Raw genomic sequence first — 25,111 nt, forward strand, 5'->3', positions numbered from 1 at the left:
ATGAAAGACTTTTGGAGAAAATCGACAACGCTTTTTTGTGTTTTCGGACTTTTACTGTTGATGGGAACAAGCTGTTCGGAAAAGAAAGAGCAAAAAACCAGAGCACAGACACCAATAGACCGTAAAGCCCTGGTACAACGGCACAATGTAGTAGTGAAGGAAGCAGATACCCTGGCTTCCCTTTCTGTCGGGAACGGAAGATTTGCATTTACTGTGGATGTTACCGGACTGCAGACCTTTCCGGAGGCCTATCAGAACGGAATTCCGCTCGGCACACAGTCGGAATGGGGATGGGACAGCTTTAAGGATACGATTGGCTATGAATTTGAAGAAACCCTCAAAGCATACGACCAGTACGGACGTAAAGTCACCTATGCTCAGCAATGGGGTTCCGAAGGGGGAAGACATAATAAGGCAGCAAGCTGGTTCCGGAAAAATCCGCACCGTTTACAACTGGGAAACCTCGGGTTTGATATTTACGGGAAGGACGGCAGCAAGGTGTCCGTAGAAGATATTAAGAACATCCATCAGGAGCTGGATTTATGGACCGGTGAAATAAAAAGCACGTTTACCGTTGAAGGGGAAACCGTGGAAGTATGGACCAATGCACATCAGCAAAAAGATATTGTAGGTGTAAAGGTGAAGTCTCTCCTCGTTGGGAACGGAAGGCTGAAAATCCGCCTGCGTTTTCCTTATCCCACGGGATCATGGACCGATGTGGGCACAAACTGGAAAAAGAACGGAAAACACAAGAGTGAAGTGGTGTCTTCAAAGGCAGACAGGGCAGAAATAGTACATAAACTTGATACCATGTCCTACTCGGCTTTGTTAAGGTGGGAAAGCAAAGGTGACGTCAGCAGAAAAGCACCGCATTATTTTGTGATCTCCCCGGATGAAGGATCAGACACCTTTGCGTTGAGTTGCCGGTTCACCCCTGAAAATAGTAAGGATATCGATATGCCGCTGTTCGCAGAAGTACAGTCAAATAGTGTGGAAGGGTGGAAATCGTTCTGGAACTCCGGCGGAGCGGCGGACTTTTCGGAATGTACTGATCCCCGGGCAAAAGAAATAGAGCGACGTGTTGTTTTATCCCAGTACCTCACCAAAATACAATGTGCGGGAAGCGCTCCGCCACAGGAAACCGGGCTTACACATAACAGCTGGTTCGGAAAGGCCCACCTGGAAATGCACTGGTGGCACGGGGTACATTTTGCATTGTGGGGCCGTCCCGGATTGCTGGAAAAAAGTATGCCCTGGTATACGAAAGTATCGTGGAAAGCACGTAAAATTGCCGAACGACAAGGATTTGAAGGCATCCGGTGGCAAAAGATGACCGATGTCTACGGCAATGAGTGCCCCTCATCGATCGGGTCGGTACTTATCTGGCAGCAACCGCATTATATCACCTTTGCCGAACTGCTTTATCGCGCACATTCCGACAGGGAAACCCTGGAAAAATATAAGGAACTGGTTTATGGCACTGCCGATTTTATGGCTTCCTTTGCCCATTACGATCAGGACAAACAACGGTATATGCTGGGACCGGTAGTGATTCCCGCACAGGAGCGTTTCAAGGCTGAGGAAACCTTCAATCCTACTTATGAACTTGCTTACTGGCGCTGGGGACTGGAAACGGCGCAAAAATGGAGGGAACGCCTGGGGGAAGGACGCAATGCCGAATGGGACAAGGTACTCAAGGGACTTTCGCCACTTCCGGTACAGGATGAGGTGTACCTGGCCACCGAAAGTGCAACGGATTCCTATACCAACCCGGAATATAAGACAGACCATCCGTCCGTATTCGGAACTTACGGTATGTTGCCCGAGACGTCCGGATTGGATGTGGACATAATGCGGAACACATTTGATCTGATCTGGGAAACCTGGGTATGGGAAGATACCTGGGGCTGGGATTTTCCGATGACGGCCATGACCGCAGCGAGACTGGGAATGCCGGAAAAGGCTGTTGAGGCCCTGTTAATGGATATACAAACGAACACCTATTTACCTAACGGGCATAATTACCAGGATGAACGTCTGCGGCTTTACCTTCCCGGAAACGGCGGTGTATTGACTGCAGTAGCCATGATGTGTGCCGGATGGGATGGCAGCGAAGGTGAAAACCCCGGTTTTCCGAAGAACGGTAAATGGGACATTCGCTGGGAAGGCCTGTCTGAAATGCCCTGAGTTTACAGTTACTTAATGAAGTCATTGTAGATTCCCTGTATTTTCGCAACGGTAAGCGTATCGCGATATACTACTAACCTGTTCCGGAACTTCAGGGGCTTTTCTTTCGGAACGGCGATGGGTTCCCTGCCCGGAAAAGCAGCATTTTGCATGCTTTGACTTCTGCGTAAGATCCATCCCCTGAAAGAAGGTAACTTACGTGGATCACACATGATAACGATTCCTGTTTGTTGTTTTTTGTCCGGATCGTAATCCGGAATGGCGTGTACCCATCCCCCGGCTTTCACCGGATTGTTTTTGGGAATGACTTCTCCTTTTTCCGAGAAAAATGTAATAGTGCCGGAAGTTTTGAGCCTTGCAGAAAATCCTCCGTATCCTTTTTCGTCTTCCGAACCGCCTATTTCCACATCATCAACCAGTGCGGTAAGTGTAATGTCAAAATCCATAATGTAATGATCATCCTTGCGGGAATAGGAGATCAGGGTGTTCTCTTTTATTACAGCAGTGTTTTTTTCTTTGCCGGTGAGCCAGTATACTACCGTCTTTAAGGTGGCAGAATTTTTATCCGTTTCCGTCGACACCGTGTCTGTTTTCCATTGTATTCCTTCACATAACCATGGGTCGGCAACCCTTTTTCCCTTTATGAAAAGCTGGTGCCAGGTCCAGAAAACACCCCGGTGGTGCAGGTGGTCTTCCGGGAAATCTTCGGATAAGGCATTCCCGTTAAACCCGTAGAGCGGATGGATGTAGTTCGCTCTCGGGAACTGCCCGTTTTCGGATCGGGTTTCCGTTTGGTAGGAAAACCGGGGTAATTCGCCTTCATACAGCGTAAGCCTGTCGCCTTCACCCTTAAAATGCAGTTGTTGCGATAACCCGGGAAGGCAGATGAGAAGGGCCAGGGCGCCGAAGAGAGAATATTTCGGGTGTATCATTAATAGCCTCTTTTACAGGACATCCTGATGTCCTTTATAAGTTATACCGAATTCCTGTCGAGGAACCGGAATGCATTCTTTACTTTTTCCCTTCGGTTGCTGAGGAGTATTTCTGCGGCGGTTTCTCCCATCACCCTGAAATCCGTACTTATCACGGTAATCCCCAGCAGTTCCTTGAGCGGGGTATCATTATAGGAAATGATACCGATATCTTTGCCAAGGTCCAATCCCTGTTCCCGCACTTGTTTTACCAGGTTCACCAGGTCGTTTTCCTCTATGATAATATAGGCATCGTGCGATTGCAGTCCCATATCATCATAAATTTCGTTGAGGATTTCAAAATCAAAGGAATGCTCCACACAGAATTTCCGGAATCCGTGTAATATCCGGAGCGGATATGGATATACGGCTTTTTGCGGATATACCAATATGAGTTTATCGTAATTGTGCAGTTTTTCCAGGCCTTCGGTGAGTGCGTGGTAGATATCGTTCTCAAAATCCTGATAAACGGAAGCGTACTCGCCTGTAATTGCCGGCTTACAATTATCCATCAGCAGCAACTTGTCTTTGGGTATTTTTTCTATGGCCTGGAGCACTTCATTCGTATTGCTGATGTGCATGAGCTTCTCGTTCTTGAAATGAGGCATGATCACGTAATAGTCATATGCCCCGATATTTTTTTCGAGTGTTTTTACAAAAAGCGATTCTTCACAGTGATAAATAAAGAGGTTCACATGGCCGTTTACACCGATACGGTTCACAAATGAGTTGTATATCCGCATTTTATAAGAACTCAATTTGTTGATCATAAAAAAAATGTTAACCCTGGAAATAAGATCGGTCCTTGCCGTGTAATAGCCCTTTCCCTTTACGGAAACAATAATCTTTTTCTCCTTCAGCATGCGGTATGCCTTCTCTACGGTGTCGCGGGAAAGGTAACATTCCTCGCTCAACTCGTTTATAGAGGGGATCTTCTGCCCGATCTTGAGATCTCCCCGGGCAATGCCTTCTATTATGGAATCTACAATCTGTTTGTATTTGGGGACCCTGGAATCTTCATTAATCCTGATATTGGCTAAGGGTGGTGCAATATTCATAGTTGGTATTTTTTGTGTTAATATACGGAGGTTTTGTCAAAATAGCATGAATATTTTTTCCGGATGGTAAAAATAAACAAATTTTGTGTATATTTTACACTGTATTCTGAATGTCTAATAACAAGCCACTTGAGCAGCACAGCACAGGATAGTTGTTTTGTGTATAACACATATTTTCGTCCATGTCTTGAATAGTAAATTTCCATCCATTGAACAGGTCGTTTGAAGAGAACCTTCAAAAGTGAAAATTCATCCGGCTGTGCTTTGGTAACTAAAAAAGTAAATCAATGAAAATACTGGAAAAGAAAAACTTTAAATACGTGGACTACCTATGGGATGAAGAAAAGGCTGCTGCCATGGAAGGCAATGAAGTGGACCTGTTACTGTACCGGTCCAACCTTCTGGGTGCAGACCTCAGGATTACCAATTACGGGGGCGGAAACACGAGTTGCCGTACGGTAGAAAAAGATCCTTTGACCGGGGAAGATACCGAGATCATGTGGATCAAGGGTTCCGGAGGAGACATCGGCAGCCTTACCCGGAGCGGACTGGCCGGACTTTATGTCGATAAGTTGCGGGCATTGAAAAAGGTGTACCGGGGGTTGGAATACGAAGATGAAATGGTGGCTCTTTTTAATCACTGTATCTATGATCTGAACAGTAAAGCGCCTTCCATAGACACTCCGCTGCATGGCCTGTTGCCGTTTAAGCATATCGATCACCTGCATCCCGATGCACTGATCGCGGTGGCAGCGGCAAAAGACAGCCGGGAAGTCACCAGGGAGATCTGGGGAGACAGTATGGGCTGGGTGCCCTGGCAGCGCCCCGGGTTTGACCTCGGGCTCCAGATCGAAAAATGCCTTGCCGATAACCCGGGGATTCGCGGGATTGTACTGGAAAGCCACGGACTGTTTACCTGGGGAGATACGTCTTATGAATGCTATATCAACAGTCTTGAAGTCATAGAAAAAGCCTCGGCATATATCGAAAATAAGGTAGAGGAGAAAGGAAAGGTTTTTGGCGGAGAAAAGATAAAAAGCCTGGAGGCGGAAAAGCGAAAGGAACAGGCCGCAACCATAGCCCCGTTATTGCGAGGCCTCTGTTCTTCGGAAAAAAGGATGATAGGGCATTTTACAGACAGCGACCGGGTTTTACAGTTCATCAACAGTCACGATCTGGAAAGACTGGCCCCCATGGGGACCTCCTGTCCCGATCACTTTCTCCGAACAAAAATACAACCGCTCCTTTTGCAACTCGACGCGGATGTAGACCTGAGCGATACGGAAGAAACGCTTCGGAAACTGGAACCGGCCTTTGAACAATACCGGGAAGAATACAAAGCGTATTACGAAGGTTGTAAGCGAAGCAACAGCCCGGCCATGCGCGATGCCAATCCCGTGGTGATCCTTTGGCCGGGTGTAGGGATGTTTACCTTTGCCAAGAACAAGCAGACTGCCCGGGTGGCTTCGGAATTTTATGTGAATGCCATCAATGTAATGCGGGGTGCGGAAGCTATAAGCGCGTATACTTCCCTCCCCCGGCAGGAAGCTTTTGACATAGAATACTGGTTGCTGGAAGAGGCAAAGCTGCAACGCATGCCTGCCGAAAAAACACTGTCCAGAAAAGTGGCCGTGGTTACAGGGGCAACCGGAGGGATAGGAAAGGCCATAGCCGATAAGCTCGTAGCTGAAGGCGCCAATGTAGTGCTTACGGACCTCGATGAAAAACTTTTGCAGGAAGCGAAGGATACCTATAAAAAGGATGAGGTCTCTACGACGGTTTGCGATGTTACCAAGGCAGGATCGGTAATTGCCGCATTCCGGGAAGCATGTGTAGATTTTGGCGGGGTGGATATTGTAGTGCACTCTGCAGGACTGGCCATTTCGAAGTCACTGTCCGATACCACGGAGCAGGACTGGGAGTTGTTGCAAGACGTATTGGTAAAAGGACAGTTCCTGCTGGCAAAAACCGGTGTGGATATCATGAAAAAACAAGGCCTCGGAGGAGATGTAATAAGTATTGCCAGCAAGAACGGCCTGGTTGCCGGGCCAAACAATGTAGGCTACGGCACGGCAAAAGCAGCTCAGCAGCATATGTCGCGCCTGCTCGCTGCCGAATTGGGGGCGAATAAAATAAGGGTGAATACCGTAAATCCCGATGGTGTGATCGTCGGCAGCAAGATCTGGGAAGGCGAATGGGCCGAAGGACGTGCCAAAGCCCACGGAATTAGTGTGGAAGAACTTCCCGCGCATTATGCCAAGCGAAATCTCCTGAACGAGATCATCCGGCCGGAAGATATTGCCAATGGTGTTTATGCCTTTCTGGGGCTGCTGGACAAGAGCACCGGTAATACCATCAATGTAGACGGGGGCATGGCCAATGCCTTTGTACGGTAAATGTGCCAATGAGATAATTTGATAATTAGAAAATGAGATTTATCCGGGAATATGAGTTAAAAGCGAAAAGATTATGAAGCTGCATAATTACAGGGAGCATCCCGGATGAACAACTTTACAACTCATATTCCTCAAATAAATCAGGATATTAAAAAACATGAGAATTGACCAGCAACAAATAACCAACCTGAACAAGGAGGGTGTCGAAAATCACAGGCGTCAGATGGAAGGCTTAAAAACGGTTTTTTCCGAACCGTTTATTGAGAAGGTCATCGATAAGCTGATAGACTTTCAGGTGGCCTTGCCAAGCTGGGCGCTCGGTGCCGGCGGAACGCGTTTCGGACGTTTTTCCTATGGTGGTGAACCCGGTTCCCTGGAGCAAAAGATTGAAGATATAGGCATAGTACATCAACTTACCAAAACGGCGGGGGCTGTTTCTTTACATATTCCCTGGGATATCCCCGATGACATACATGCCGTGCAACAACTGGCAAATTCGCTGGGGATTGTCTTTGATGCGATGAATTCGAATACGTTCCAGGACCAGGAAGGGGAAGGGGCAGGAGCAAGTTACCGGCACGGTTCCCTGAGCAGCGTGGACCAGGCTGCCAGGGACCAAGCCATTGAACACAATATAGAAGTTATTCGCATCGGCGAACAACTGGGTTCCAAAAGCCTCACGGTCTGGCTCGCAGACGGCGCCAATTTTCCGGGGCAATACAATTTCCAGAGTGTCTTGCAACATACCGAAGACAGCCTGAAGGCTATTTATAAGCATTTGCCTGACGACTGGAAAATGCTCATAGAGTACAAACCTTATGAACCCAATTTTTACAGTACGGTAATCCAGGACTGGGGAACTTCGTTCATGCTGGCCAACGCCTGCGGTGAAAAGGCTTTTACCCTTGTAGACCTTGGCCACCACCTGCCCAATACCAATATAGAGCAGATCGTGGCTACCCTGATGATGAAAGGGAAACTGGGAGGGTTTCATTTTAACGACAGCAAATATGGCGATGATGACCTTACGGTAGGGGCGATAAAACCCTACAACCTTTTCCTGATCTTCAACGAGCTGGTCTACGGTATGGAAAACAATCCGAAAAATCCTCCCCTGGCATGGATGATCGATGCCAGTCACAACATAAAAGATCCGCTGGAGGACCTTATACAATCGCTCGAAGCTATCCTGATCGCATATGCCCAGGCCTTACTGGTGAGCCGTCAGGCACTGTTCGAGGGACAACAAGCCTGTGACGTAACAAGGTGCCAGGAGATATTGCAGGATGCATACCGAACGGATGTCAGACCGTTGTTAAGGGAAGCAAGGATACGTTCCGGGGGCGCCATAAACCCCATAGAAGCCTATCGGAGCCTGAAAGTGAGAAAGCAACTGATCGAAGAAAGAGGGATGAAAGTTAAGGCCACCGGCCTGTAAAAGAAAACCCAGAGAACACGGGAGAAATCCCGGTAATTACCAACCAACAAAAAACAGCTTTAACCGATGACCACCAAGACCGAGGTAACTGCCGTTTTTGATATCGGGAAGACCAATAAGAAATTTTTCCTGTTCGACACGGATTTCAAGGAAGTGTACAGGGAATACACCATGTTGGACGAAACCGTGGACGAAGACGGCTACCCCGTGGAAAACCTGCCACAATTACAACAATGGCTGAAAGGGATGCTGGACCGCATACTCCACGCAGAAGAATTCAAGGTTACCGCCATCAATTTTTCCAGCTACGGGGCCAGTTTTGTACATGTGGACGAAAAAGGGAATGTGCTGACACCGCTTTACAATTACACCAAACCGGTCCCTGAGGAAATTACCCGGGAATTTTACGATACTTATGGCGACGAGTTAGCGTTCGCTACCGAAACCGCTTCTCCCCAGGCGGGAATGCTGAATTCCGGAATGCAGTTATACTGGATAAAGAAGACCAAACCGGAAATATTCAAAAAAATAAAGTATTCCCTTCATTTTCCACAGTACCTGTCTTACCTGTTCACGGGTGTTCCGCTCAGCGATTACACCAGCATAGGTTGCCATACCGGGCTTTGGAACTACGAAGCCAACGACTATCATTCATGGGTGTACAAAGAGGAAATAGATAAGAAACTGCCTCCCATTGTGCCTTCGGAGACCAGCCTGAGCATGACGTATAAACGAAAAAAAATAAAGATCGGGGTGGGTATTCACGACAGTTCCGCCGCACTTCTCCCGTATATACTAAGTCAAAAGAAACCTTTTCTGCTGGTTTCCACGGGAACCTGGAGCATATCCCTCAACCCGTTTAACCAGGAAGCCCTGTCTGCTGAAGACGTGAACAATAACTGTCTGAACTATATGCGTACAAACGGAAAAAGGGTAAAGGCCACCCGTTTTTTTATGGGTAACGAATACAGGATACAGGTCAAAAAGCTTGGTGAACACTACGGAAAGGCCTATGGTTATCACAGGAAAATTAAATTTAACAGGCGATTATACCTGAAACTGATCTCCAATCCTTCCATGCACTTCAGGTTTGAAGGGATACGGTTGCGAAGAAAAAAGCTGAACAAGACAGACCTGGCCCCTTTTTCCTCTTTCGAAGAAGCTTTTCACCAGTTAATGATCGAACTGATGGAATTGCAGGTAGAAACCTCGCGGAGGGCTATAGGCAACAGCGCCATAAACAAAATATTCATTGACGGGGGATTTACGGACAACGATGTCTTTGTAAAGCTCATGGCCCATCATTTTCAGGATTACAAGGTGAGGACGACCAAAAATTCTCTGGGTTCTGCGCTGGGAGCGGCCATGGTCATTTCCGAAGAAAAACCCGGCCCCAAATTTTTAAAGAAGACTTATAAAATGGAAAAACTGGCACCCCTGCTCCTTTCTCCCGAAAGAGATGCGGTGTGAAAAGTCGGAAGTCCAGCGTCCGAAGTCCGAAGTTTTTGGGACGGATCAATTCTACCTCCGACTTCGGACGCCGGACTTCTGACCAGAAAAAACAAAAGCAATCGTTAGTTTGCTGCCTTAATAAATAATGAATATCGAACCGCAGAATGATAAATGATGAAGTTTTGTGATTACACTTCGATATTCAGCGTTCGTAATTTGACATTCACAATTAATTCTGACAAAATTATGGAACAGACGCGTGCGGAAGAACACATACTGGAACCGGCCTCTTCCACCGGGGGAGAATACGAAAGGGAAGCAGTTCCCGAATCGCGGTGGAAAGGCTGGAAGAGTTTTCTCGGAATGTACGCCGGCGAACATGCGGCAGGAACCGAATTCGTTATAGGTCCCCTGTTCCTTACTACCGGGGTAAGCGCTTTCGACCTTATCATAGGATTGCTGTTGGGAAATTTCCTGGCTGTGCTGAGCTGGCGCTTTTTAACCGCAGAGATCGCGGTGAAATACAGGTGGACGTTATATTATCAGCTGGAAAAGATCTGCGGAAAAAAGCTGGTTATCGGGTATAACCTGGCTAATGGTATCCTTTTTTGCTTTCTGGCGGGTGCCATGATCACCATTTCGGCCACGGCAGTGGGGATACCTTTTAATATGCAAATGCCCAGGCTTACGGATACCATGCCCAACAGTTTTACCTGGGTGATCATTGTCATTGCCATAGGACTGGTTATTTCGGTCATTGCGGCAAGGGGTTATGACATGGTGTCGAAAGCGGCAAACTGGATGTCTCCCGTTATCGTACTGGCTTTCTTGCTCTGTGGAATTGTAGCTTTGAACCAACTCGGGGTTTCGAGTTTTTCAGATTTCTGGAATGTATGGGGTGAAGGCTCCGAACCTTTCCCCGGTCAGGTAAAATACACATTCTGGCATGTAGTGTTGTGGTCGTGGTTTGCCAATGCGGCCATGCACATCGGTATGTCGGACCTGAGTGTGTTCCGCTATGCCAAAAAAGCCTCGGTGAGCTGGACCACTGCGGCGGGGATGTACGTCGGGCACTACATGGCCTGGATTGCAGCAGCATTGATCTATGCGGTATACCTCCGTTCTCCGGAAGTGCAGGCCATTCTGGCGGACGGACAGGCGCCTTCAGTGGCCCCCGGACCGCTTGCCTATAATACCATAGGGATATTCGGTATCATTGCCGTGATCCTTGCAGGATGGACTACCGCCAATCCTACCATTTACAGGGCCGGGTTGGCATTCCAGGCCATAATGCCAAAGGCTTCGACATTTAAAGTGACCTTACTGGCAGGAGGGATAGCTACCTTTGCGGGATTGTTCCCGGCCATAGCGATGAAACTGCTGGATTTTGTAGCACTGTACGGTTTTATCCTGGCGCCCTTCGGGGCAATAATTGTCTTCGATCATTTTTTTGCCGATAAATACGGAATACAGCGGTTTTATGCAGAAAAGGAAGGAATCCGGTTTAACATTGCGGTGTTCCTGGCCTGGGTGGTCAGTTTTGCCGTGTTTTATTTTATTTCCCTGCAATTTGATGTTTTCCTTTCTTTCGTTACCCTGCCCACATGGCTTTGTTGCGGGGTATTGTTTTTGGTTTTCAGCAAGTATTTTCAACGAAGGACAACAGTGAAGCGTTGATGAATTTGAGTTAGTTAGTTGGTATGAAAAACCCTGCCGGTATTTTCCTTCCGGAAAGAACGGCAGGGTTTGGATTTTTAAGAAACCGGCTTTTTAGAACGTATAAGAAAAGTTGGCCGATATGGTCCTGGTCCATTGCGGGTTGATGGTAGACCATCCCTTATAGTATTCTTCATCTGTGATGTTATCGAGTTTCAGCGTAATGCGGAAATCGCGTGTGCCGTAAAATGCGGATGCATTGAGTACGGTGTATTCCGGTACGGTGAACACTCCGGTCGTATTCCGGTTCATGATCTTGTTTTCGCCCGCATAGTTGCCTCCGAAACCTAAACCGAAACCTTCGAGCCTACCTCCGGTAAACTGGTAACCTGCCCAGAAATTGGCCATGTTTACGGGGCCCGCTTCTTCGGGTCTTCTGCCTTTAAAATCAGCAGCACCTTCTTCTAACCTGCTGTCATTGTAGCTGTAACCTGCTATCAGGTTTAATCCCCGTACGGGGTTGGCGTTGATATTGGCTTCGAACCCTTTACTCCTCTGTTCACCATCCTGGGTATAGAAATAATTATTGGCATCGATGTCTACCCGGAGTGTCCTGTCGGTTACTTTAATATCGTAGTAACTCAGGGTAGCCGTTAATTTATCGTCAAAGAGGTTTAATTTGGTTCCGAACTCAAGCTGGTTGGCATGCTCCGGCTTAAAAGATTCTACCGAGGTGACACCTTCTGTTACTATGGTTTGAGGAGCGACATTGGTAAACCCGTCCATGTAATTGGCAAAAACGGAAACCTTGTCGAGCACGGGCTGGTATACCAGTCCGAATTTCGGGGAAAAAGAAGTCTGGTTGTAGGTGTCGTCCCAGAAGCGGTCTACACGAAGGCTGGCCATGGCAGACAGCTCAGGAAGGATGTTGATGACATCGGAAGCGTATACACTGAAAATTTCCTGTACGGTCTTATTCGGTGTTATTTGGGATTCGGCAAGCAGAGCATCGGTCCCGGCCTGGGTAAGTACCCCGCTGTCATCGGTATAACCTGCAGGATCGGTTATGCCCAGCACTTGTTCATTAAACCCTTGCAGGTCACTTCCTATGTAAACCATTCCGTTTTGGATATAAGGGGTGCTGTTGTTATTGACATTGGTTTGCAGGTAATCGATCCCCGCTACGATCCTGTTCCTCATGGAGCCTATCTCGAAGTCTCCTATAAAATTTTGCTGGATATCCGTACCAACGGTTTCCGATTTCTGTTTGTTGATATATCTTGCCAGTACGATACCTTCTGTAAGGGGTGTATACTGTGTTCCTTCATACAGGTAGGAGTAATACCCGTCTGATTTTGCAGAAGAATTGGAAAACGCAGTCTGTGAAGTCCAGTGGTCACTGAGTTTATAGTTCATCTGTGCCTGAAGGCTGTATGTAGGGTTGTCTATGTACAGGTCGTTGCTGGTATAAGACCGCTTGTGATCGTAATCAAGCTCCTCCATATTGTGTACACGCAGCGGTGCTCCCCGGTCGAGGAAAAGCATGGTCTGGTTGGTACTCCTTCCGTTATAGATTTCAGCGTTGACAAGAAACGAGAGCTTGTCGTTTACCTGGTAGGATAAGGAGGGGGCTACGAAAAATGATCTTCTGAACCCGGCATCCTGGTAGCTGTTCTGGGTGTGATAGGCACCGTTTACACGCAGGTTGATGTCTTTCTCACTGCTCAGGGGTGTATTGACATCTACCGTAACCCGGTTTTGTCCGTAGCTTCCCGCGGTATAGGAAACATTGCCCCTGAACGTGCTGAACGGTTTTTTGGTAACAATATTGATAAGTCCGCCATACGAAATAAGGCTGCTTCCGTAAAGTGTGCCCGATGGGCCTTTGATAACCTCAATACGCTCGGTATTGGCAAGGTCCGGGCTTCCGTTGGTCAGGGCGGGGAGGGCATTGAGCATGGTGGGCTGTACGGCAAATCCGCGAATGGAAAAATATCCGGCGCCGTCGTTACCCCTTCCTGTGGGTTCCCATAGCAGGCTAATACCGGGAGCGTTTTTCAGGGCGTCGTTAAAGTTGGTCACGACCTGGTCTTCGAGGAGTTCGCTGCCTATGCTGTTGAATACCTGCGGGTTTTCGATATCGCTTAATGGCATTTTAGAGACATATGCACTTTCTTTTTGTGCGTATTTGTTGGTTTTATGACCTTCAACAACCACTTCGGCGAGTTGTTCCTGTTGTTCGGTGAGCACAATGTTGGGTACGGAAGTAGTTTCATTACTTCTTACCACAACCCTTATTTCACGGGTTTTCAAACCTACCGAAGAGGCTTTCAGCAGGTATGCTCCGGGTTGAATTCCGGTAATTTCATAGGCGCCGCGGCTGTCGGTCAATGCTCCTTTGGAAGTACCGTTCTGTCCTATTGTTATGGTTACATATTCAAGAGGAGAATTATTCACGGCAGTAACGGTCCCTTTAATAGTTCCTGTTTGTGCCAGGGCTGTAGCAGAAAAGCCCAGAAAGGCAAAGAAAAGAAATAGTCTTTTCATCGGGTTTGTTTTTATTTAGATTTATTTTAAACAGCACAAAAGTATTTAACGGAGTTTTAAGAACAAAACTTTTTCAGCTATAATTTTGTGTTTATAAGTGTTTGTAAAAAAGGGTGTTATTTATGGAAAGTATCCTTTTTCTGTCTTTTTCAGGAAGTGAAATACCAAATCCTGTACGGCGTGAAGGCATATTAGTTGTGGGAGCACCACAAGTGATACAAAATAAAAAACCCTTCTGTCATCGATGACAGAAGGGTTGATGTTTTGCGAAAAAGGTATTTCCTAAGCCTCGAAAGGCTCTATGGAAACATAAGATTTATTACCTCTTTTCTTTTCGAATTTTACAACGCCGTCAATTTTTGCGTGCAGGGTATGGTCTTTACCCATGTACACATTTTCACCCGGGTTATGGGCTGTACCGCGTTGACGTACGATGATATTTCCTGCAACGGCAGCTTGTCCTCCGTATATTTTTACACCGAGGCGTTTAGATTCTGATTCCCTACCGTTTTTGGAACTACCTACACCTTTTTTGTGAGCCATTTTTATTCGGTTTTTTGCCCTGTTTTACCAGTCGGTAGAAACAGAGGATGGGTTATACTTTAGTTCTCAGCGGGGCTATTTTTCAATACCACCGTCCAGTTTTTCCTGTAATTCTTTCAATTCGTCCCATTTGCCGTCAGCTGCGAGTTGTGCCTGCTGAGGCCATGTGTCGGGAACTTTACTTGCATAGCGCGGGCCTGCTTCGGTGAGGATGTCTTTCAACTTGTCTACGGAAGCAGCAGCCAGGTCTGCATACGAACTGATCCCGGCGTTGTTAAACAATTCTGCAATTTTGGGTCCGATGCCTTCTATTTTTCTCAGGTCGTCCCCGGCAGCCTGTTTGCCGGCTTTTTTTGCGGGAGCTTTTTTGGCTGCAGTTTCTGCCTCTTCTTTTTTGGCAGGTTTTTCCGCTTTGGCCTTGGGAGCAGATTTCTTTGCTCCTGAAGCGACGATGTTCTCAACAACGATTTCGGTGAGGGCCTGCCTGTGGCCGTTCTTTACCCTGTAACCTTTTCGTCTTTTCTTTTTGAAAACAATAACTTTGTCACCCTTGAGGTGCTTCACTATTTTGGCTTCTACGGAAGCGCCATCTATAGCCGGGGCGCCGATGGTAACGTCACCTGAATTGTCCAGCAGAAGAACATTGTCGAAAGATATTTTCGCTCCTTCTTCTTCGGCCAGGCGGTGTACGAAAACCTTCTGGTCTTTCGCAACTTTGAATTGCTGCCCTGCTATCTCTACAATTGCATACATAGCGTTCGTTATATTTAAATTTAATTATTGGTAAAGCCAGTGCATGCGCAAAGGCGGGTGCAAATATACGTCTAATTCTCTAAAAGGCAAGTGGGTTATACTAAATTTTTTATGCTTTTCCCGGGATTTTCTTCGAGAGGTTCCAGGAGGGCTTGAATTTTTGCATAAAAGCAAGAGTGAGTACCACGGTAGAGGCAAATCCTTCCACCGCAACAATAAAGAGTAATATTCCCGGTCCCTGGTTATAGCCACGTATCCACGTATTCATTATTTTTTCCGGGAAAGCAGGGTCCAGGTGGAACATGTATATTCCCATAAACCCGACAAAAATGATCGTGGCCAGAAAACCTGTGAATATCCCGGTTGTAGCACCGGCATAATAGTCGAATTTTTCCTGTTGCACAAGGCGCTTGTAGCGGATGGAAGCATAGATACCATAGGCTACGATCGCCCCGTTGAGCAGACGGAGCCATATATTTTCGTGAAGATCGAACAGTTTAACGATCAGAAAATAGGCAATTAAAACAATGGCCGTGACAATGCCGTACCGGAGGGAAATATGTTTTGAGCCCATAACCTTATAAATTATTGGATTTGAGGAAATAAGTTACGAAAAAAAAGTGGTATGGTGATAAAATGGCTCCTTTTTTTGGATGAAATTGCTGAAAATACGGGGAAATCCTCAGTTGTTTAAGAGCATAAATGTATAAGTATAAAACGACGGATAAAATGATTGGTTTGGAGCATATCTTGTTCCTGTCTCCCGGCAGATGGGTGCATAATAAGGTATTTGCAGGTATAGGGCATCGGACGGTATTGTAAATATTTCCGGTTCCCGACAGGTATAAAACCCGCCGGGAACCGGGTGGTTTCAGGAAAACTTCTTGCGGAGAACGGCTTTACCTTTTTTGCTGGAAGCCTTTTTACCGGCGAGGTAAACACCGGTCAGGACAATAGCGGCACCCACCAATTGCCGGGCATTCATTTTCTCATGGTCAAGAAAACCCCAGATAGAAGCTACAACCGGGATAAGGTAGGTCACGGAAGTGGCAAATACCGGAGAAGAGATCTGGACCAGCCGGAAAAACAGAATGTTAGCTATTCCGGTTCCAATAACACCCAATATGAAAATAAAACCTATAGATGCCAGGGTCGCGGGGGAGTTGATGTGCTCCAGTATACCGGAGAATAGCAGTATGGTCAGGGCGGGAACAGCCAATACCAGAAAATTTCCGGTGACAATACTCAGTGAGTTGAGGTCCTGTAAATATCGTTTCAGGATATTTACGTTAAGGGCGTAACAGATGGTGGCGATGATAATGAATATGGCGAAAAAATAATTCTGCCCGGGGTTCATGGATGCCCCGTTGAAAATGAGAAGGATACTTCCCAGAAGACCGATAAGTACACCGATAACCTGTTTTTTCTCAAAACCCACACGGAAGAAAAGAATACCTAAAATCAGGGCGTTCAGCGGCACCATGGAATTGAGGATTGCCGTTACCGAACTGTCAATTTGTGTTTGTGCGATGGCAAAAAAATAGGCCGGGATAAACGTTCCGAGGAAGGAAGTAATGACAATGTACTTCCAGTGGTGTTTGCGTATCTGTTTCAGGCTTTTGAAACCGACTACCATCAGGAATAACGCGGCGAATAATATCCGGAATGAGCCCAGCTCTACCGGGGAGAGCCCGGTGAGGCCGTGTTTTATCAGAATAAACGAACTTCCCCATACCAGGGCAAGTACGGAGAGAATTAACCATTTGTTGTTCTTGCTGTTGTTCATGACAGGAATACGTGAGATTTGTAATGCAAAAATGCATTGTTTTTATTTGATTTCTATTCGTTTTCTTGCGTTATTTCAGGAGTGAATTTTTCGCTCCGAATACACCTGTTATCCATATCTCCTGTTTTCATAGACAGTCTCTTATTCATGAATCGAGATATGTCGATGTATGTTTTCAAAAAAATTATATGTTTTCTATTTCTTTCCGGTACGCGTTTAGTGTTTCCTCGTTCCTTTTAAAATAGGTCCATTTGCCGTAACGGGTGGGTTCGATTAACCCGGCCTTGTACATCATGTTCAGGTAATGCGATACGGTAGACTGCGACAATCCCGTTTTTCTCCGGATGTGATCTACACAAACACCGTCGTTAAAATGACCGAGCTCCCGGTGCGGCGGAAAGTGTTCCTCCGGATGTTTCAGCCAGGTAAGGATATCCACCCTTGCCTTGTTAGACAGTACTTTGCTTATTTCTACAATATCCATGATGCAAATATACAATTATATATCGAAATATGTCGATATGTTTAAAAATAGTGGAAAGGACATCCGAAAAGTATCCCGGCCTTATTTAATCAGGTGAATTGTTTGGGTGTCCTCTTCCCGTTCCACAAGGATGACTTCACCGGAGAGTACCTGGCCTTCCACCAGTAAAAAAGGATTCAGGTTATTTGATGCCTTATGTGACACTACAAGGATGTACTCTTTTCCGGAAAAAGTTATTTTTACGGCTTCGGCTTCGTTGTCAGCTACAACTTTATCCTGCCTGTTATAAACCGGTATTTTTTCATAGTGTAAACGGTTATTTTCCGGAAAGTACAACAAGGTGATAAAGGAAGTGAAGCCTTTTTTCTTTTTATACAGTTCTGCGCGTTTTACGGGTTTTTTCAGGTTGTATTCCGGAGACCACCAGGCATCTTCTAATTGTATTTCAGGTTTTTTCAAGGGCCGGATGTGCAGATTATTACCGGCATGGGTGGTGGATAATCCGCCGTTTTGTATTTCCACCTGCTTGTCCGGGAAATTGAAATACCGTGAATAGGTGTGTTCTTCTTTTCCGTTAAAGCTGTCTACCAGTATCCAAAGGTCCGGTTTGATGTAAATCATTCTGCGTTTCATCCATACGGGGTCTTCCAGCCGGAGGTAAGCGGTGTTGATGGCTTCGGCATAATCGTAGTCTTTTGTGATCTTGGTAAAAACACCTTCGGACCGGGCTTCGTAGGCATTGCCCCAGGAACCCGCATACGCGCTGTTGGGCAGGCCGTCTACCCCAAGTGTGTTATGTGCCTTGTTGTCCTTGAAATATTTTCGCCATTTGTTATTGACGTAGGTGTAGCGGCCTCCGTCGATGAGGTAATCCCTGCCGTGGGCAAAAAGGGTGAAGTGCAGCAGGTTGTCATGAGAATGCCCTCCACCCAGTCGTTTCATGTGAAAACTGCTGTAATAAGCATCCTCTTTCCACGAAGAACGGGAATAAAGATCACCGGAGTTTTGCTGGTATGCCGACAGGAAATCCGGTTCCTGCCCATCCATGTTGCTGTACTTTTTTTGCTTTTCTTTCCCGAAAACAAAGAAATTATGATAGTCGAGTGTGTCATATGCCCTGGACCTTATAGTCTTGTCTTTAAAAACTATGGCGGCTGTGGTCAGTAGCCCGCGCAGGTCATTGTCGTCGCTGTCGCCCAGCAGGGGTTCGTGGTAGTTTGGTTTTTGCCACTCCACGTTGGCATAGGCCATATCTTTTGTTTTTTGCAGCGTGGTTTCGGGAAGTTCGATGTTTTTTCTTTGGGCGAGCAATATGGTGTTCAGGTAACAGTGAAACACTTCGTTGTGGTACATGGGCGATTGTTCCCATTGCGTGCCGTCGTCCGGTACCTGGTTTTGGATGCAGGTGTTTAGTTTGTCAATTGCGCTTTCTCTCCACTTTTCCGCCGCTTTGAATTTATCTAAAAATACAGCAAGGTTAAAAAGTCCGTGAAATTCCAGTACGCCCCAGTTACTCATTTGCGAGTGCCTGTTATATCCCCGGTCTATAAATTCGGCATGGACATAAAGGGCGTCGAGGAGCTTTTCCAGGAATTGCGGGGTAATATGACGGGAATTTTTGACCAGTTCAAAGGTCTTTATCCAGTTTTCGGCCCGGATACCGGCTTCGATCCGCCGCCATGATTTCCATTGGTTGCTTTCCAGTACCGGGTTGTTGTCTATCCAGTGGGTCACCTGCTCCACAAAGGTGCTGGCATACTTTTCCTTTCCGGTGAAGAAATAGGCCTTGCCCAGGTCTACCCAATAGCGGTGCCGGTTGAGCATAAAGGTCCATTCCGGGTCTCCGAAGGGTTCGGCATGCCAGTCTATTTCCTTTTTGAACTGGTAGGGGGCTGTAGTCTTTTCCATGTCCCATTCGTAGCGGAAGAGGAAGTACTTATTGCGCACTTCGTCTGCAGTTTTTATGGAAGTCCGGACTTCTTCCTTGTAATGGTCGCGGATGTAGGGCAGGTCGGTTTCGGAAACTTGTATATACAGGTTTTCCTTCCGGCGAAAAATGTCCAGGAGCACTTTCCGGGCCTCTTGCGTCCGGCCCTTGTCGTAGTACATTTTTACCGCTTTCAGGGCGGGGTCGTTCAGGTCCAGTTTTTCGAAAATATCGCCGGCCGTTCCGGGGAAGGCTCTGAGAATTCCGAAGAGGATGCAGCATACCAGTGCAATGCAATGTTTGTTCATAGGGTTATCGTTTTTCTTCCTTGTACACTCCCCGATGTTGTTGAGTGTTATTTTACCGCTTAATGATCTTTACAGCATTATTTCCGGCATGTACCCCGGGAATTTTAATAAAATAGATACCGGGAATGTTATTACCCAGATCAATGGAAAAGTCATTAAGGCCTTTGTTTAAACGGATGTTTTTTCTAAAAACGCATTGACCGTTACTGTCAAAAACCAGTATCTGGGTTTTAACGCGCCTGTATTCATTCTCTATGTAAACACTTACCGGGCCCGTTACAGGGTTGGGCCATACATATTTTAAAGTGATCCCGTCGGTTTCGGGAGTAGCTGTCGGATTGCATTTTCCTAACACAGCGCCTTCATACAGCAAATCTTCAACCGCGTTTTCCGCAATATATATGGTTTGTCCCTTATGGCATAGTACAATTTTGTCTGTATTATTTTTATTGCTTTTTTCGATCACGTTTTCTGTGTATACCATAAAATCTTCGGTTGCCGAACATCCCGATCCGTCGGTAACGGTAAGCGTGTAGGTGGTGGTCTCGTTTGCACATACCTGTATATCCCGGGTGGTTTCCCCGGTATTCCACGAATAGGAATAATTTCCCGTTCCTCCGGATACCGCGGCAGATAAAGTGGTGCAATTGGCATTTTTATAACCCGTATAGACTTTATTGTCACCTGAAATGGATATAGTTATGGGGTTAACGGAACATTTGTCCACCCTTACCGTAAGTTTTGGCCTTAAGCCGGTATTGGATGCTTCTTTCGAATAAAATGTAGCATCGGTCTTGGCACCCGGGTAGGTAGAACTCAGGTGTAACGACAGGGTTTTGTCGTTTTGGTGTTCCTGAATGGCCTGTTGGGTCACATCCCACGTTACCGTACCTTCAGAAACTCCTTGTGTGCTGGCGAGTAATCCCCCGGGAGAAGGTTTTCCGTCCCATGTAAGTCCGGATTCATTCCAGTTATCATCTTCGACGGCCTTGATATCCCAGGAAGTGAGATTGACATCGGTATTGGCCCCTATCAGGGATATCGATAGCCGGGCGTCGACAATATCGCCTTCGATCTGCCCCAGGTCGAATTTCAGGTAGGATTCCCTGGTATAGGAATCATAGTCGTTTTTTACGACCAGGGCGGTGGATGTGCCGTAATTTTCACTTGAATAAGTACCACCCCTGACGAACGAGTCGTCTACAGGTTCCATTTCGTTGGCTATGGTGCTGTCATCAATAGTTAATACCAGAACAGGGGTTATTTCGGGAGTTGTGGCCTCTTTGGAATGAAAGACCACGTCTGTGGTTGACCCTGCCACGGTTGAAGCGATCTGCAATGACAGTACGCTGTCCTTTTGGAGTTCTTCGATTACTTTTCGGGATACGTTCCACTCGGCAGTTCCCCGGGACTGGCCGGGAATACCGGCTATGGTTTCGCTGCTTGGCGGTTTGTTATTCCAGCGGATACTGTTTTCGTCCCATACATCGTCATTGACGTACTTTAGTTCCCACTGCGTGGAGGTTACATTGGTGTTTGCACTGGAAACGTATAATTTTAAGGTAGCATCGATGACATTTCCTTCAATATGTCCCAAGTCGAATTTTAAAAATGTTTCCCGGGCGTATGAGGCTCCGTCATTTTTTACGATCAAAACATGGTCTGTTCCGTAGTTGACGTCGGCATAGGTTCCGTCACGTACATATGCGTCGTCTGTAGGTGTAACTCCGACCGCTGTACCGGGTTTCGGGACATACACAGGGGTTTCGCTGTTAACGGTAAACAATTTGCCTGACCCTGCATATTCCCCGGCGGGCATTTCGCAGGCCAGGTGCCGGGTTTTTTCAATTGCGGGAAAATCGGTATATACATTGATCAGGGATTGCCTTTGGCCGGGGTCTGCTATGTCTACGGTTACTTCGGGAGATCCGAGGTCTTTCAGTATCATTACGCAGGGCTTGTCTACCGTTATTTTTACGGAATCCTGTTCGTAGGTCCCTGCGGAATAAAAGGCTATTTGAAGGACGCCAAGGATTTCGTGCCGTACCGCCTGGATATTCCCGTTGTTTTCAATAATGCTGATGTTATCCGGGTTGTAGGCTTCGACTTCGGCCTGTGTTTCTTTGCCCGGTACAACGATATAGGCATAGGAAGCACCGGAGGGCTGGGTTCCGTGGTTTATCCACATCGTAAAAACGTCTTCGGAAACCGGATCGGAGGTATAGGAGTTATTAATACTGCCCCAGCTTCCTGTCCGGGTCTGGTTCCTGATGTTCAGTTTTCCTTTTTCGGGAAAAAAATAGGCCACTTTATCGTGAAACACCCAGTCTGCCGCGTTCTCATAGCTATGTGTTCCCGGCTGAAGCTGTGTAATACTTCCGTTTTGAGCTATGGTGATGTTTCCGTCGAGCCATGCCTGATTGACGGTTGTCAATATGGGTTCGGTTGCTGTGGCATTGATCCCTGCCCCCAGACAAACGACTTCTTCCCCGAAAAAAAACCATCCTTTTTTAGCTTGTACACCGTATTCATCGAGGGCGAATACTTTGGTGCCATAGGAGTTGTCAGAGACTCCCCCGGTAAAAGCGGAGGTTCCGGGGACCTGCCATTGCCGTCTTAGCGGGATGGTTTCCAGTTCCGGAGCGGTTACCCCGGGGATCTTGTTCCATTCCCATACCGGAAAAATGTTGTAATGTTCGTCCCCGTCCACCCTTATATTGGTAGCGCCGTCTGATAAAAAATATCCCTTGAGGTTCTCCCCGTTACCGTTTTCTGTTTTGGAAGTACGGGTAGAGGCTGTCCTTACCGAAAACGAATACCCGGGACTGTTATACAGGGCATAGTCCGACCGCCAGTATTGTGTATGCGATCCGGTTACCTGATAACCCGGGTCTTCCACACCTTTCAAACGGGCAATGATCTGGTCGTATTCCGCAATATGTGCGGGGTCTATATCCTTGAGTTTTTCAAGGGTACCTGCAAATCCCGAGGAGAGCAGGTTGTTCTTTCGGCTTATTGACCTTCCGTTCACACTAAAATCCATATACTTTCCCCGAATGACCTTTGCATAGGTGTTGAATATGAAATTTGTAAGAATATCCAGTTTTGATCCCGTAAGGGCATAGGAGGTGCCGGCGAGATAGGTGGCTACCTTTACCGTGGTATTCACAAAAACGGTCCCGTAACCCGAAATGTAGAGCTGAGGCCCGTGTTGCTGGTAGGAATAATCGTGTTGTACTCCTTCTGCTGTTGTAAGGGTCAACGGATAAAACGATTCATCGATACCGGTTTGCAGGACCTGGTTATCAGCGATAAGGCATCCCCTGTATATGTAATGCAGGGCAATGTCCAGCTTGTTGGCCCCGGCCTGTTTTGTGGGGTCGCCACGGTTCATTTGTGTGATGAGATTGTTTTCCAGTGTACTGTCAATCGGAACATGTCCGTTCCTTAGGGTAATTAGTATAAGTCCCAAACGTTGGGGGCAGGCAATTTGATTGTACCACCAGTTATCACTTTTGGGATCGCTGTTGTCCCAAAGCGTAAGGGCAGACTCAATGGATGCATGAAGACTATTGTCCTGATAATAGCTGCTCCCGGAAGTGGTATATGCATTGACCATATGGATGAGCCTGTCCAGATGTGCCACCGGTTTCCAATCGGTAAAAGATGTTTGTGTATAATCCAGGTCCGGCCAGGAACCGTCTTCATTGAGATCTGAAAGAAGGTCTGTAACGGTATTGTCCAAAGCGGCAATATCGGTGATCTTGTTTTCCTCCCGTATTTGCTGCATAATAACCTCAAAGTCTGTTTGCGCATATGCAATAAATGAAAAGGGGAGCAGGATTAAAATGATAAAAGTGTAATTTTTTTTCATTCCTTATATTTTTTCGGTTAAGTATGACGTATTGAAACAGCAGGTGCTTTCTTTTTAAAACACCCGCTGTTTTGTAAAAAACAAACTAACTCACTTGTAAAACTTGCGGGTTTGTTCCCTGCTAATCCGTATAGGCCCCTATTTCTGCCAGATGCGTATACCTAAAGCCTCCGTAGCCATTGGCAGTAACAAGCTTCATATATCTTACCGATTCCGTTGAAGGGAGCTCGATGTACTGCCAGCTGGTTTGTTTTTTTAAAGTATAGGTTCCCTGGCTGGTCCAGTTTACATTGTCATTACTTGTAAAAACTTCACAATCCTTAATGGCACCGTTGAGATTGGACCTGTTTAAGAAAGCAAATCCGGTAACGGTAGTTGGTGCTCCCATGTCCAGAACGAAATGATGCGGGTGGTCGGGCAGGGTCTGCTTCCACTCCGTATGCCATATGGTAGACTGATCTCCGTCTAACATTTTGCCGGCAGCACCGGTGTCTTCTTCACTGTCGGCATCGATAATGTTCCAGCCGTCCCTGCTGAGTAGTTCTTTAATAACAATATCGTCCAGTTGCGGGATTCCGTTTATAAACTCATACTGGAAAGAATATGTTTTCCAGCTGCCGTTTTCGTGATAAAAACGGATCCTCAGTTGATAATCGCCTTCCGATTTGTAAAAGTCGGAAAGGGGAGATTCCACATGAAAAGTGTCTCCGTCTGGTTTCACCGTCCAGGTGGGAGCATCGTAATCCTTATTTCCTCCGGATGGAGCCGGGTCGTGATAGAAATTGATATCGGTTACGGCATAATTGCTGGTAAACCGGCCATCGATGATGATGTTGCCGTTTTCAAATCTTGCATCCAGTTTTTCCAGGTCGTGATCTACGGCGCCGTACCAGTCCGGTCTTTCCACTTTACTGAATGTTTGTGAGTTGGCAAATGTCGCTGCCGAAGCTGCAGTAATAAATGTGGGCGATTTGCCGTAGGTGTGGTTTCCGCTCCCCATTAAGGCGGTTCCCAATGTAGGCTGTTCGCTTTTTCTTTCCTTGTTGTGCGGAGCGTTGAGGCCGTGTCCCAATTCGTGTATTAACCCTCCGATCCATTTGGTGGCGAGGTTTCCGTATGCGTCGTCCTGTCCCAGATACTTAACATCCATATACGGATAATCCAGAGCAAAGCAATATTTGCCCAGTCCGTAGAAAGGCACTCCTCCCGGGTTTAACGGATCGCCGGAACGCGAAGGAACGATAACCAGCGTATGTTCACTTTTTTTACGGTGCTTGTTTCCGGCAAAGTATTGTTCTATTTCCGAGATTATCCTGGATCCACCGCCGGAATACGAATAATAATCCTGGCCGTATTCTCCCCTGACGGTATCTATATTTAACAGGTTTTCTGTCAAAAGGGCCAGGCCGAAGGACGTCCGTCCGAAACCTTCCCTTTCCAGGTTTTCGGCAAAAAAATCTTGGGTCTGCAGCAGTAAGGTACTGATACGACGTTTAAAATCGGCAAAAGGTTCTACATCCTGAGGCAAAAAATAAATGACGTTGAGCTTGTAGGGTTGTGTACTGAACTCGTTATCAAATGTCGGCCGACCGGTAGTCAGGTTATCGGAAGTGAGTTCGGCTTCGGAAGCATTGAACTGGTCTTTGGAGCAGCCTGCAAAGGCCGCTGCAATAAAAGACAGCGCGATTAACTTTTTTTTCATGGTTTTCATTTTATGGGTTTTGTTGGTTT

At 46.7% G+C, this 25,111-nt stretch carries 16 protein-coding genes; 5 read left to right on the forward strand and 11 right to left on the reverse strand.

Annotated elements, in window-relative coordinates; translation table 11 throughout:
- Entirely contained in the window at positions 1–2,187 is a 2,187-nt protein-coding gene (locus LS482_RS10040; RefSeq protein ID WP_233031649.1) for a hypothetical protein, read from the forward strand.
- An 8-nt stretch (positions 2,188–2,195) separates the two neighbouring features.
- On the opposite strand, the gene LS482_RS10045 is transcribed toward LS482_RS10040, so the two are convergent.
- Together LS482_RS10045 and LS482_RS10050 are read right to left on the reverse strand one after the other, a co-directional pair.
- On the reverse strand, positions 2,196–3,119 hold the full coding sequence (locus LS482_RS10045; protein WP_233031650.1) for a DUF6807 family protein: 924 nt from the start codon (positions 3,117–3,119) through the stop codon (positions 2,196–2,198).
- Positions 3,120–3,160: 41 nt separating this feature from the next.
- On the reverse strand, positions 3,161–4,216 hold the full coding sequence (locus LS482_RS10050; RefSeq protein ID WP_233031651.1) for a GntR family transcriptional regulator: 1,056 nt from the start codon (positions 4,214–4,216) through the stop codon (positions 3,161–3,163).
- Between the two features lie 287 nt (positions 4,217–4,503).
- On the opposite strand from LS482_RS10050, the gene LS482_RS10055 reads away from it, so the two are divergent.
- The 4 genes from LS482_RS10055 (at position 4,504) to LS482_RS10070 (ending at position 11,179) form a co-directional block, all read left to right on the forward strand.
- Positions 4,504–6,612, forward strand: coding sequence for a bifunctional aldolase/short-chain dehydrogenase (locus LS482_RS10055; RefSeq protein WP_233031652.1), 2,109 nt, complete (start codon positions 4,504–4,506; stop codon positions 6,610–6,612).
- 157 nt (positions 6,613–6,769) lie between these two features.
- Positions 6,770–8,050 (forward strand): sugar isomerase, encoded by a 1,281-nt coding sequence (locus tag LS482_RS10060; RefSeq protein ID WP_233031653.1) that lies wholly within the window; start codon positions 6,770–6,772, stop codon positions 8,048–8,050.
- Positions 8,051–8,116: 66 nt separating this feature from the next.
- Positions 8,117–9,520: an FGGY-family carbohydrate kinase gene (locus tag LS482_RS10065; RefSeq protein WP_233031654.1), complete on the forward strand. Its 1,404-nt coding sequence runs from the start codon at positions 8,117–8,119 to the stop codon at positions 9,518–9,520.
- Between the two features lie 228 nt (positions 9,521–9,748).
- Positions 9,749–11,179, forward strand: coding sequence for a purine-cytosine permease family protein (locus LS482_RS10070; protein ID WP_233031655.1), 1,431 nt, complete (start codon positions 9,749–9,751; stop codon positions 11,177–11,179).
- A 93-nt stretch (positions 11,180–11,272) separates the two neighbouring features.
- Here the strand turns inward: LS482_RS10070 and LS482_RS10075 are convergent, their stop codons facing one another.
- The 9 genes from LS482_RS10075 to LS482_RS10115 all read right to left on the reverse strand — a co-directional run bounded on the left by LS482_RS10075 (position 11,273) and on the right by LS482_RS10115 (position 25,082).
- Positions 11,273–13,705 (reverse strand): TonB-dependent receptor, encoded by a 2,433-nt coding sequence (locus LS482_RS10075; RefSeq protein ID WP_233031656.1) that lies wholly within the window; start codon positions 13,703–13,705, stop codon positions 11,273–11,275.
- A 282-nt stretch (positions 13,706–13,987) separates the two neighbouring features.
- Entirely contained in the window at positions 13,988–14,248 is a 261-nt protein-coding gene (gene rpmA, locus LS482_RS10080) for a 50S ribosomal protein L27 (RefSeq protein WP_233031657.1), read from the reverse strand.
- A gap of 75 nt (positions 14,249–14,323) precedes the next feature.
- Complete coding sequence (rplU, locus tag LS482_RS10085) at positions 14,324–15,001, reverse strand: 50S ribosomal protein L21 (protein WP_233031658.1); 678 nt, start codon at positions 14,999–15,001, stop codon at positions 14,324–14,326.
- Positions 15,002–15,110: 109 nt separating this feature from the next.
- Positions 15,111–15,575 carry a DUF4199 domain-containing protein gene (locus LS482_RS10090; protein WP_233031659.1) on the reverse strand — a complete coding sequence of 155 codons (465 nt, stop codon included), beginning with the start codon at positions 15,573–15,575 and terminating at the stop codon, positions 15,111–15,113.
- A gap of 297 nt (positions 15,576–15,872) precedes the next feature.
- Positions 15,873–16,787 carry a DMT family transporter gene (locus LS482_RS10095; RefSeq protein WP_233031660.1) on the reverse strand — a complete coding sequence of 305 codons (915 nt, stop codon included), beginning with the start codon at positions 16,785–16,787 and terminating at the stop codon, positions 15,873–15,875.
- A gap of 184 nt (positions 16,788–16,971) precedes the next feature.
- Positions 16,972–17,271, reverse strand: a complete 300-nt coding sequence (locus tag LS482_RS10100; RefSeq protein WP_233031661.1) for an ArsR/SmtB family transcription factor — start codon at positions 17,269–17,271, stop codon at positions 16,972–16,974.
- An 81-nt stretch (positions 17,272–17,352) separates the two neighbouring features.
- A complete protein-coding gene (locus tag LS482_RS10105; RefSeq protein ID WP_233031662.1) occupies positions 17,353–19,506 on the reverse strand; it encodes an alginate lyase family protein in 2,154 nt (717 codons plus the stop codon).
- Positions 19,507–19,558: 52 nt separating this feature from the next.
- Positions 19,559–23,380 carry a polysaccharide lyase family 8 super-sandwich domain-containing protein gene (locus LS482_RS10110; RefSeq protein WP_233031663.1) on the reverse strand — a complete coding sequence of 1,274 codons (3,822 nt, stop codon included), beginning with the start codon at positions 23,378–23,380 and terminating at the stop codon, positions 19,559–19,561.
- Between the two features lie 121 nt (positions 23,381–23,501).
- A complete protein-coding gene (locus LS482_RS10115) occupies positions 23,502–25,082 on the reverse strand; it encodes a discoidin domain-containing protein (protein WP_233031664.1) in 1,581 nt (526 codons plus the stop codon).
- Between the last annotated feature and the right edge of the window lie 29 nt (positions 25,083–25,111).

Source organism: Sinomicrobium kalidii (genome assembly GCF_021183825.1).
Lineage (GTDB): Bacteria > Bacteroidota > Bacteroidia > Flavobacteriales > Flavobacteriaceae > Sinomicrobium > Sinomicrobium kalidii.

Bases quoted from the DNA above. Each gene is read 5' to 3' on its own strand.
- LS482_RS10065 (WP_233031654.1), top strand. From the start codon at position 8,117: ATGACCACCAAGACCGAGGTAACTGCCGTTTTTGATATCGGGAAGACC.
- LS482_RS10075 (WP_233031656.1), bottom strand. From the start codon at position 13,705: ATGAAAAGACTATTTCTTTTCTTTGCCTTTCTGGGCTTTTCTGCTACA.
- LS482_RS10050 (WP_233031651.1), bottom strand. From the start codon at position 4,216: ATGAATATTGCACCACCCTTAGCCAATATCAGGATTAATGAAGATTCC.
- rpmA (WP_233031657.1), bottom strand. From the start codon at position 14,248: ATGGCTCACAAAAAAGGTGTAGGTAGTTCCAAAAACGGTAGGGAATCA.
- LS482_RS10095 (WP_233031660.1), bottom strand. From the start codon at position 16,787: ATGAACAACAGCAAGAACAACAAATGGTTAATTCTCTCCGTACTTGCC.
- LS482_RS10090 (WP_233031659.1), bottom strand. From the start codon at position 15,575: ATGGGCTCAAAACATATTTCCCTCCGGTACGGCATTGTCACGGCCATT.
- rplU (WP_233031658.1), bottom strand. From the start codon at position 15,001: ATGTATGCAATTGTAGAGATAGCAGGGCAGCAATTCAAAGTTGCGAAA.
- LS482_RS10110 (WP_233031663.1), bottom strand. From the start codon at position 23,380: ATGAAAAAAAATTACACTTTTATCATTTTAATCCTGCTCCCCTTTTCA.
- LS482_RS10055 (WP_233031652.1), top strand. From the start codon at position 4,504: ATGAAAATACTGGAAAAGAAAAACTTTAAATACGTGGACTACCTATGG.
- LS482_RS10040 (WP_233031649.1), top strand. From the start codon at position 1: ATGAAAGACTTTTGGAGAAAATCGACAACGCTTTTTTGTGTTTTCGGA.
- LS482_RS10070 (WP_233031655.1), top strand. From the start codon at position 9,749: ATGGAACAGACGCGTGCGGAAGAACACATACTGGAACCGGCCTCTTCC.
- LS482_RS10105 (WP_233031662.1), bottom strand. From the start codon at position 19,506: ATGAACAAACATTGCATTGCACTGGTATGCTGCATCCTCTTCGGAATT.
- LS482_RS10060 (WP_233031653.1), top strand. From the start codon at position 6,770: ATGAGAATTGACCAGCAACAAATAACCAACCTGAACAAGGAGGGTGTC.
- LS482_RS10100 (WP_233031661.1), bottom strand. From the start codon at position 17,271: ATGGATATTGTAGAAATAAGCAAAGTACTGTCTAACAAGGCAAGGGTG.
- LS482_RS10045 (WP_233031650.1), bottom strand. From the start codon at position 3,119: ATGATACACCCGAAATATTCTCTCTTCGGCGCCCTGGCCCTTCTCATC.
- LS482_RS10115 (WP_233031664.1), bottom strand. From the start codon at position 25,082: ATGAAAAAAAAGTTAATCGCGCTGTCTTTTATTGCAGCGGCCTTTGCA.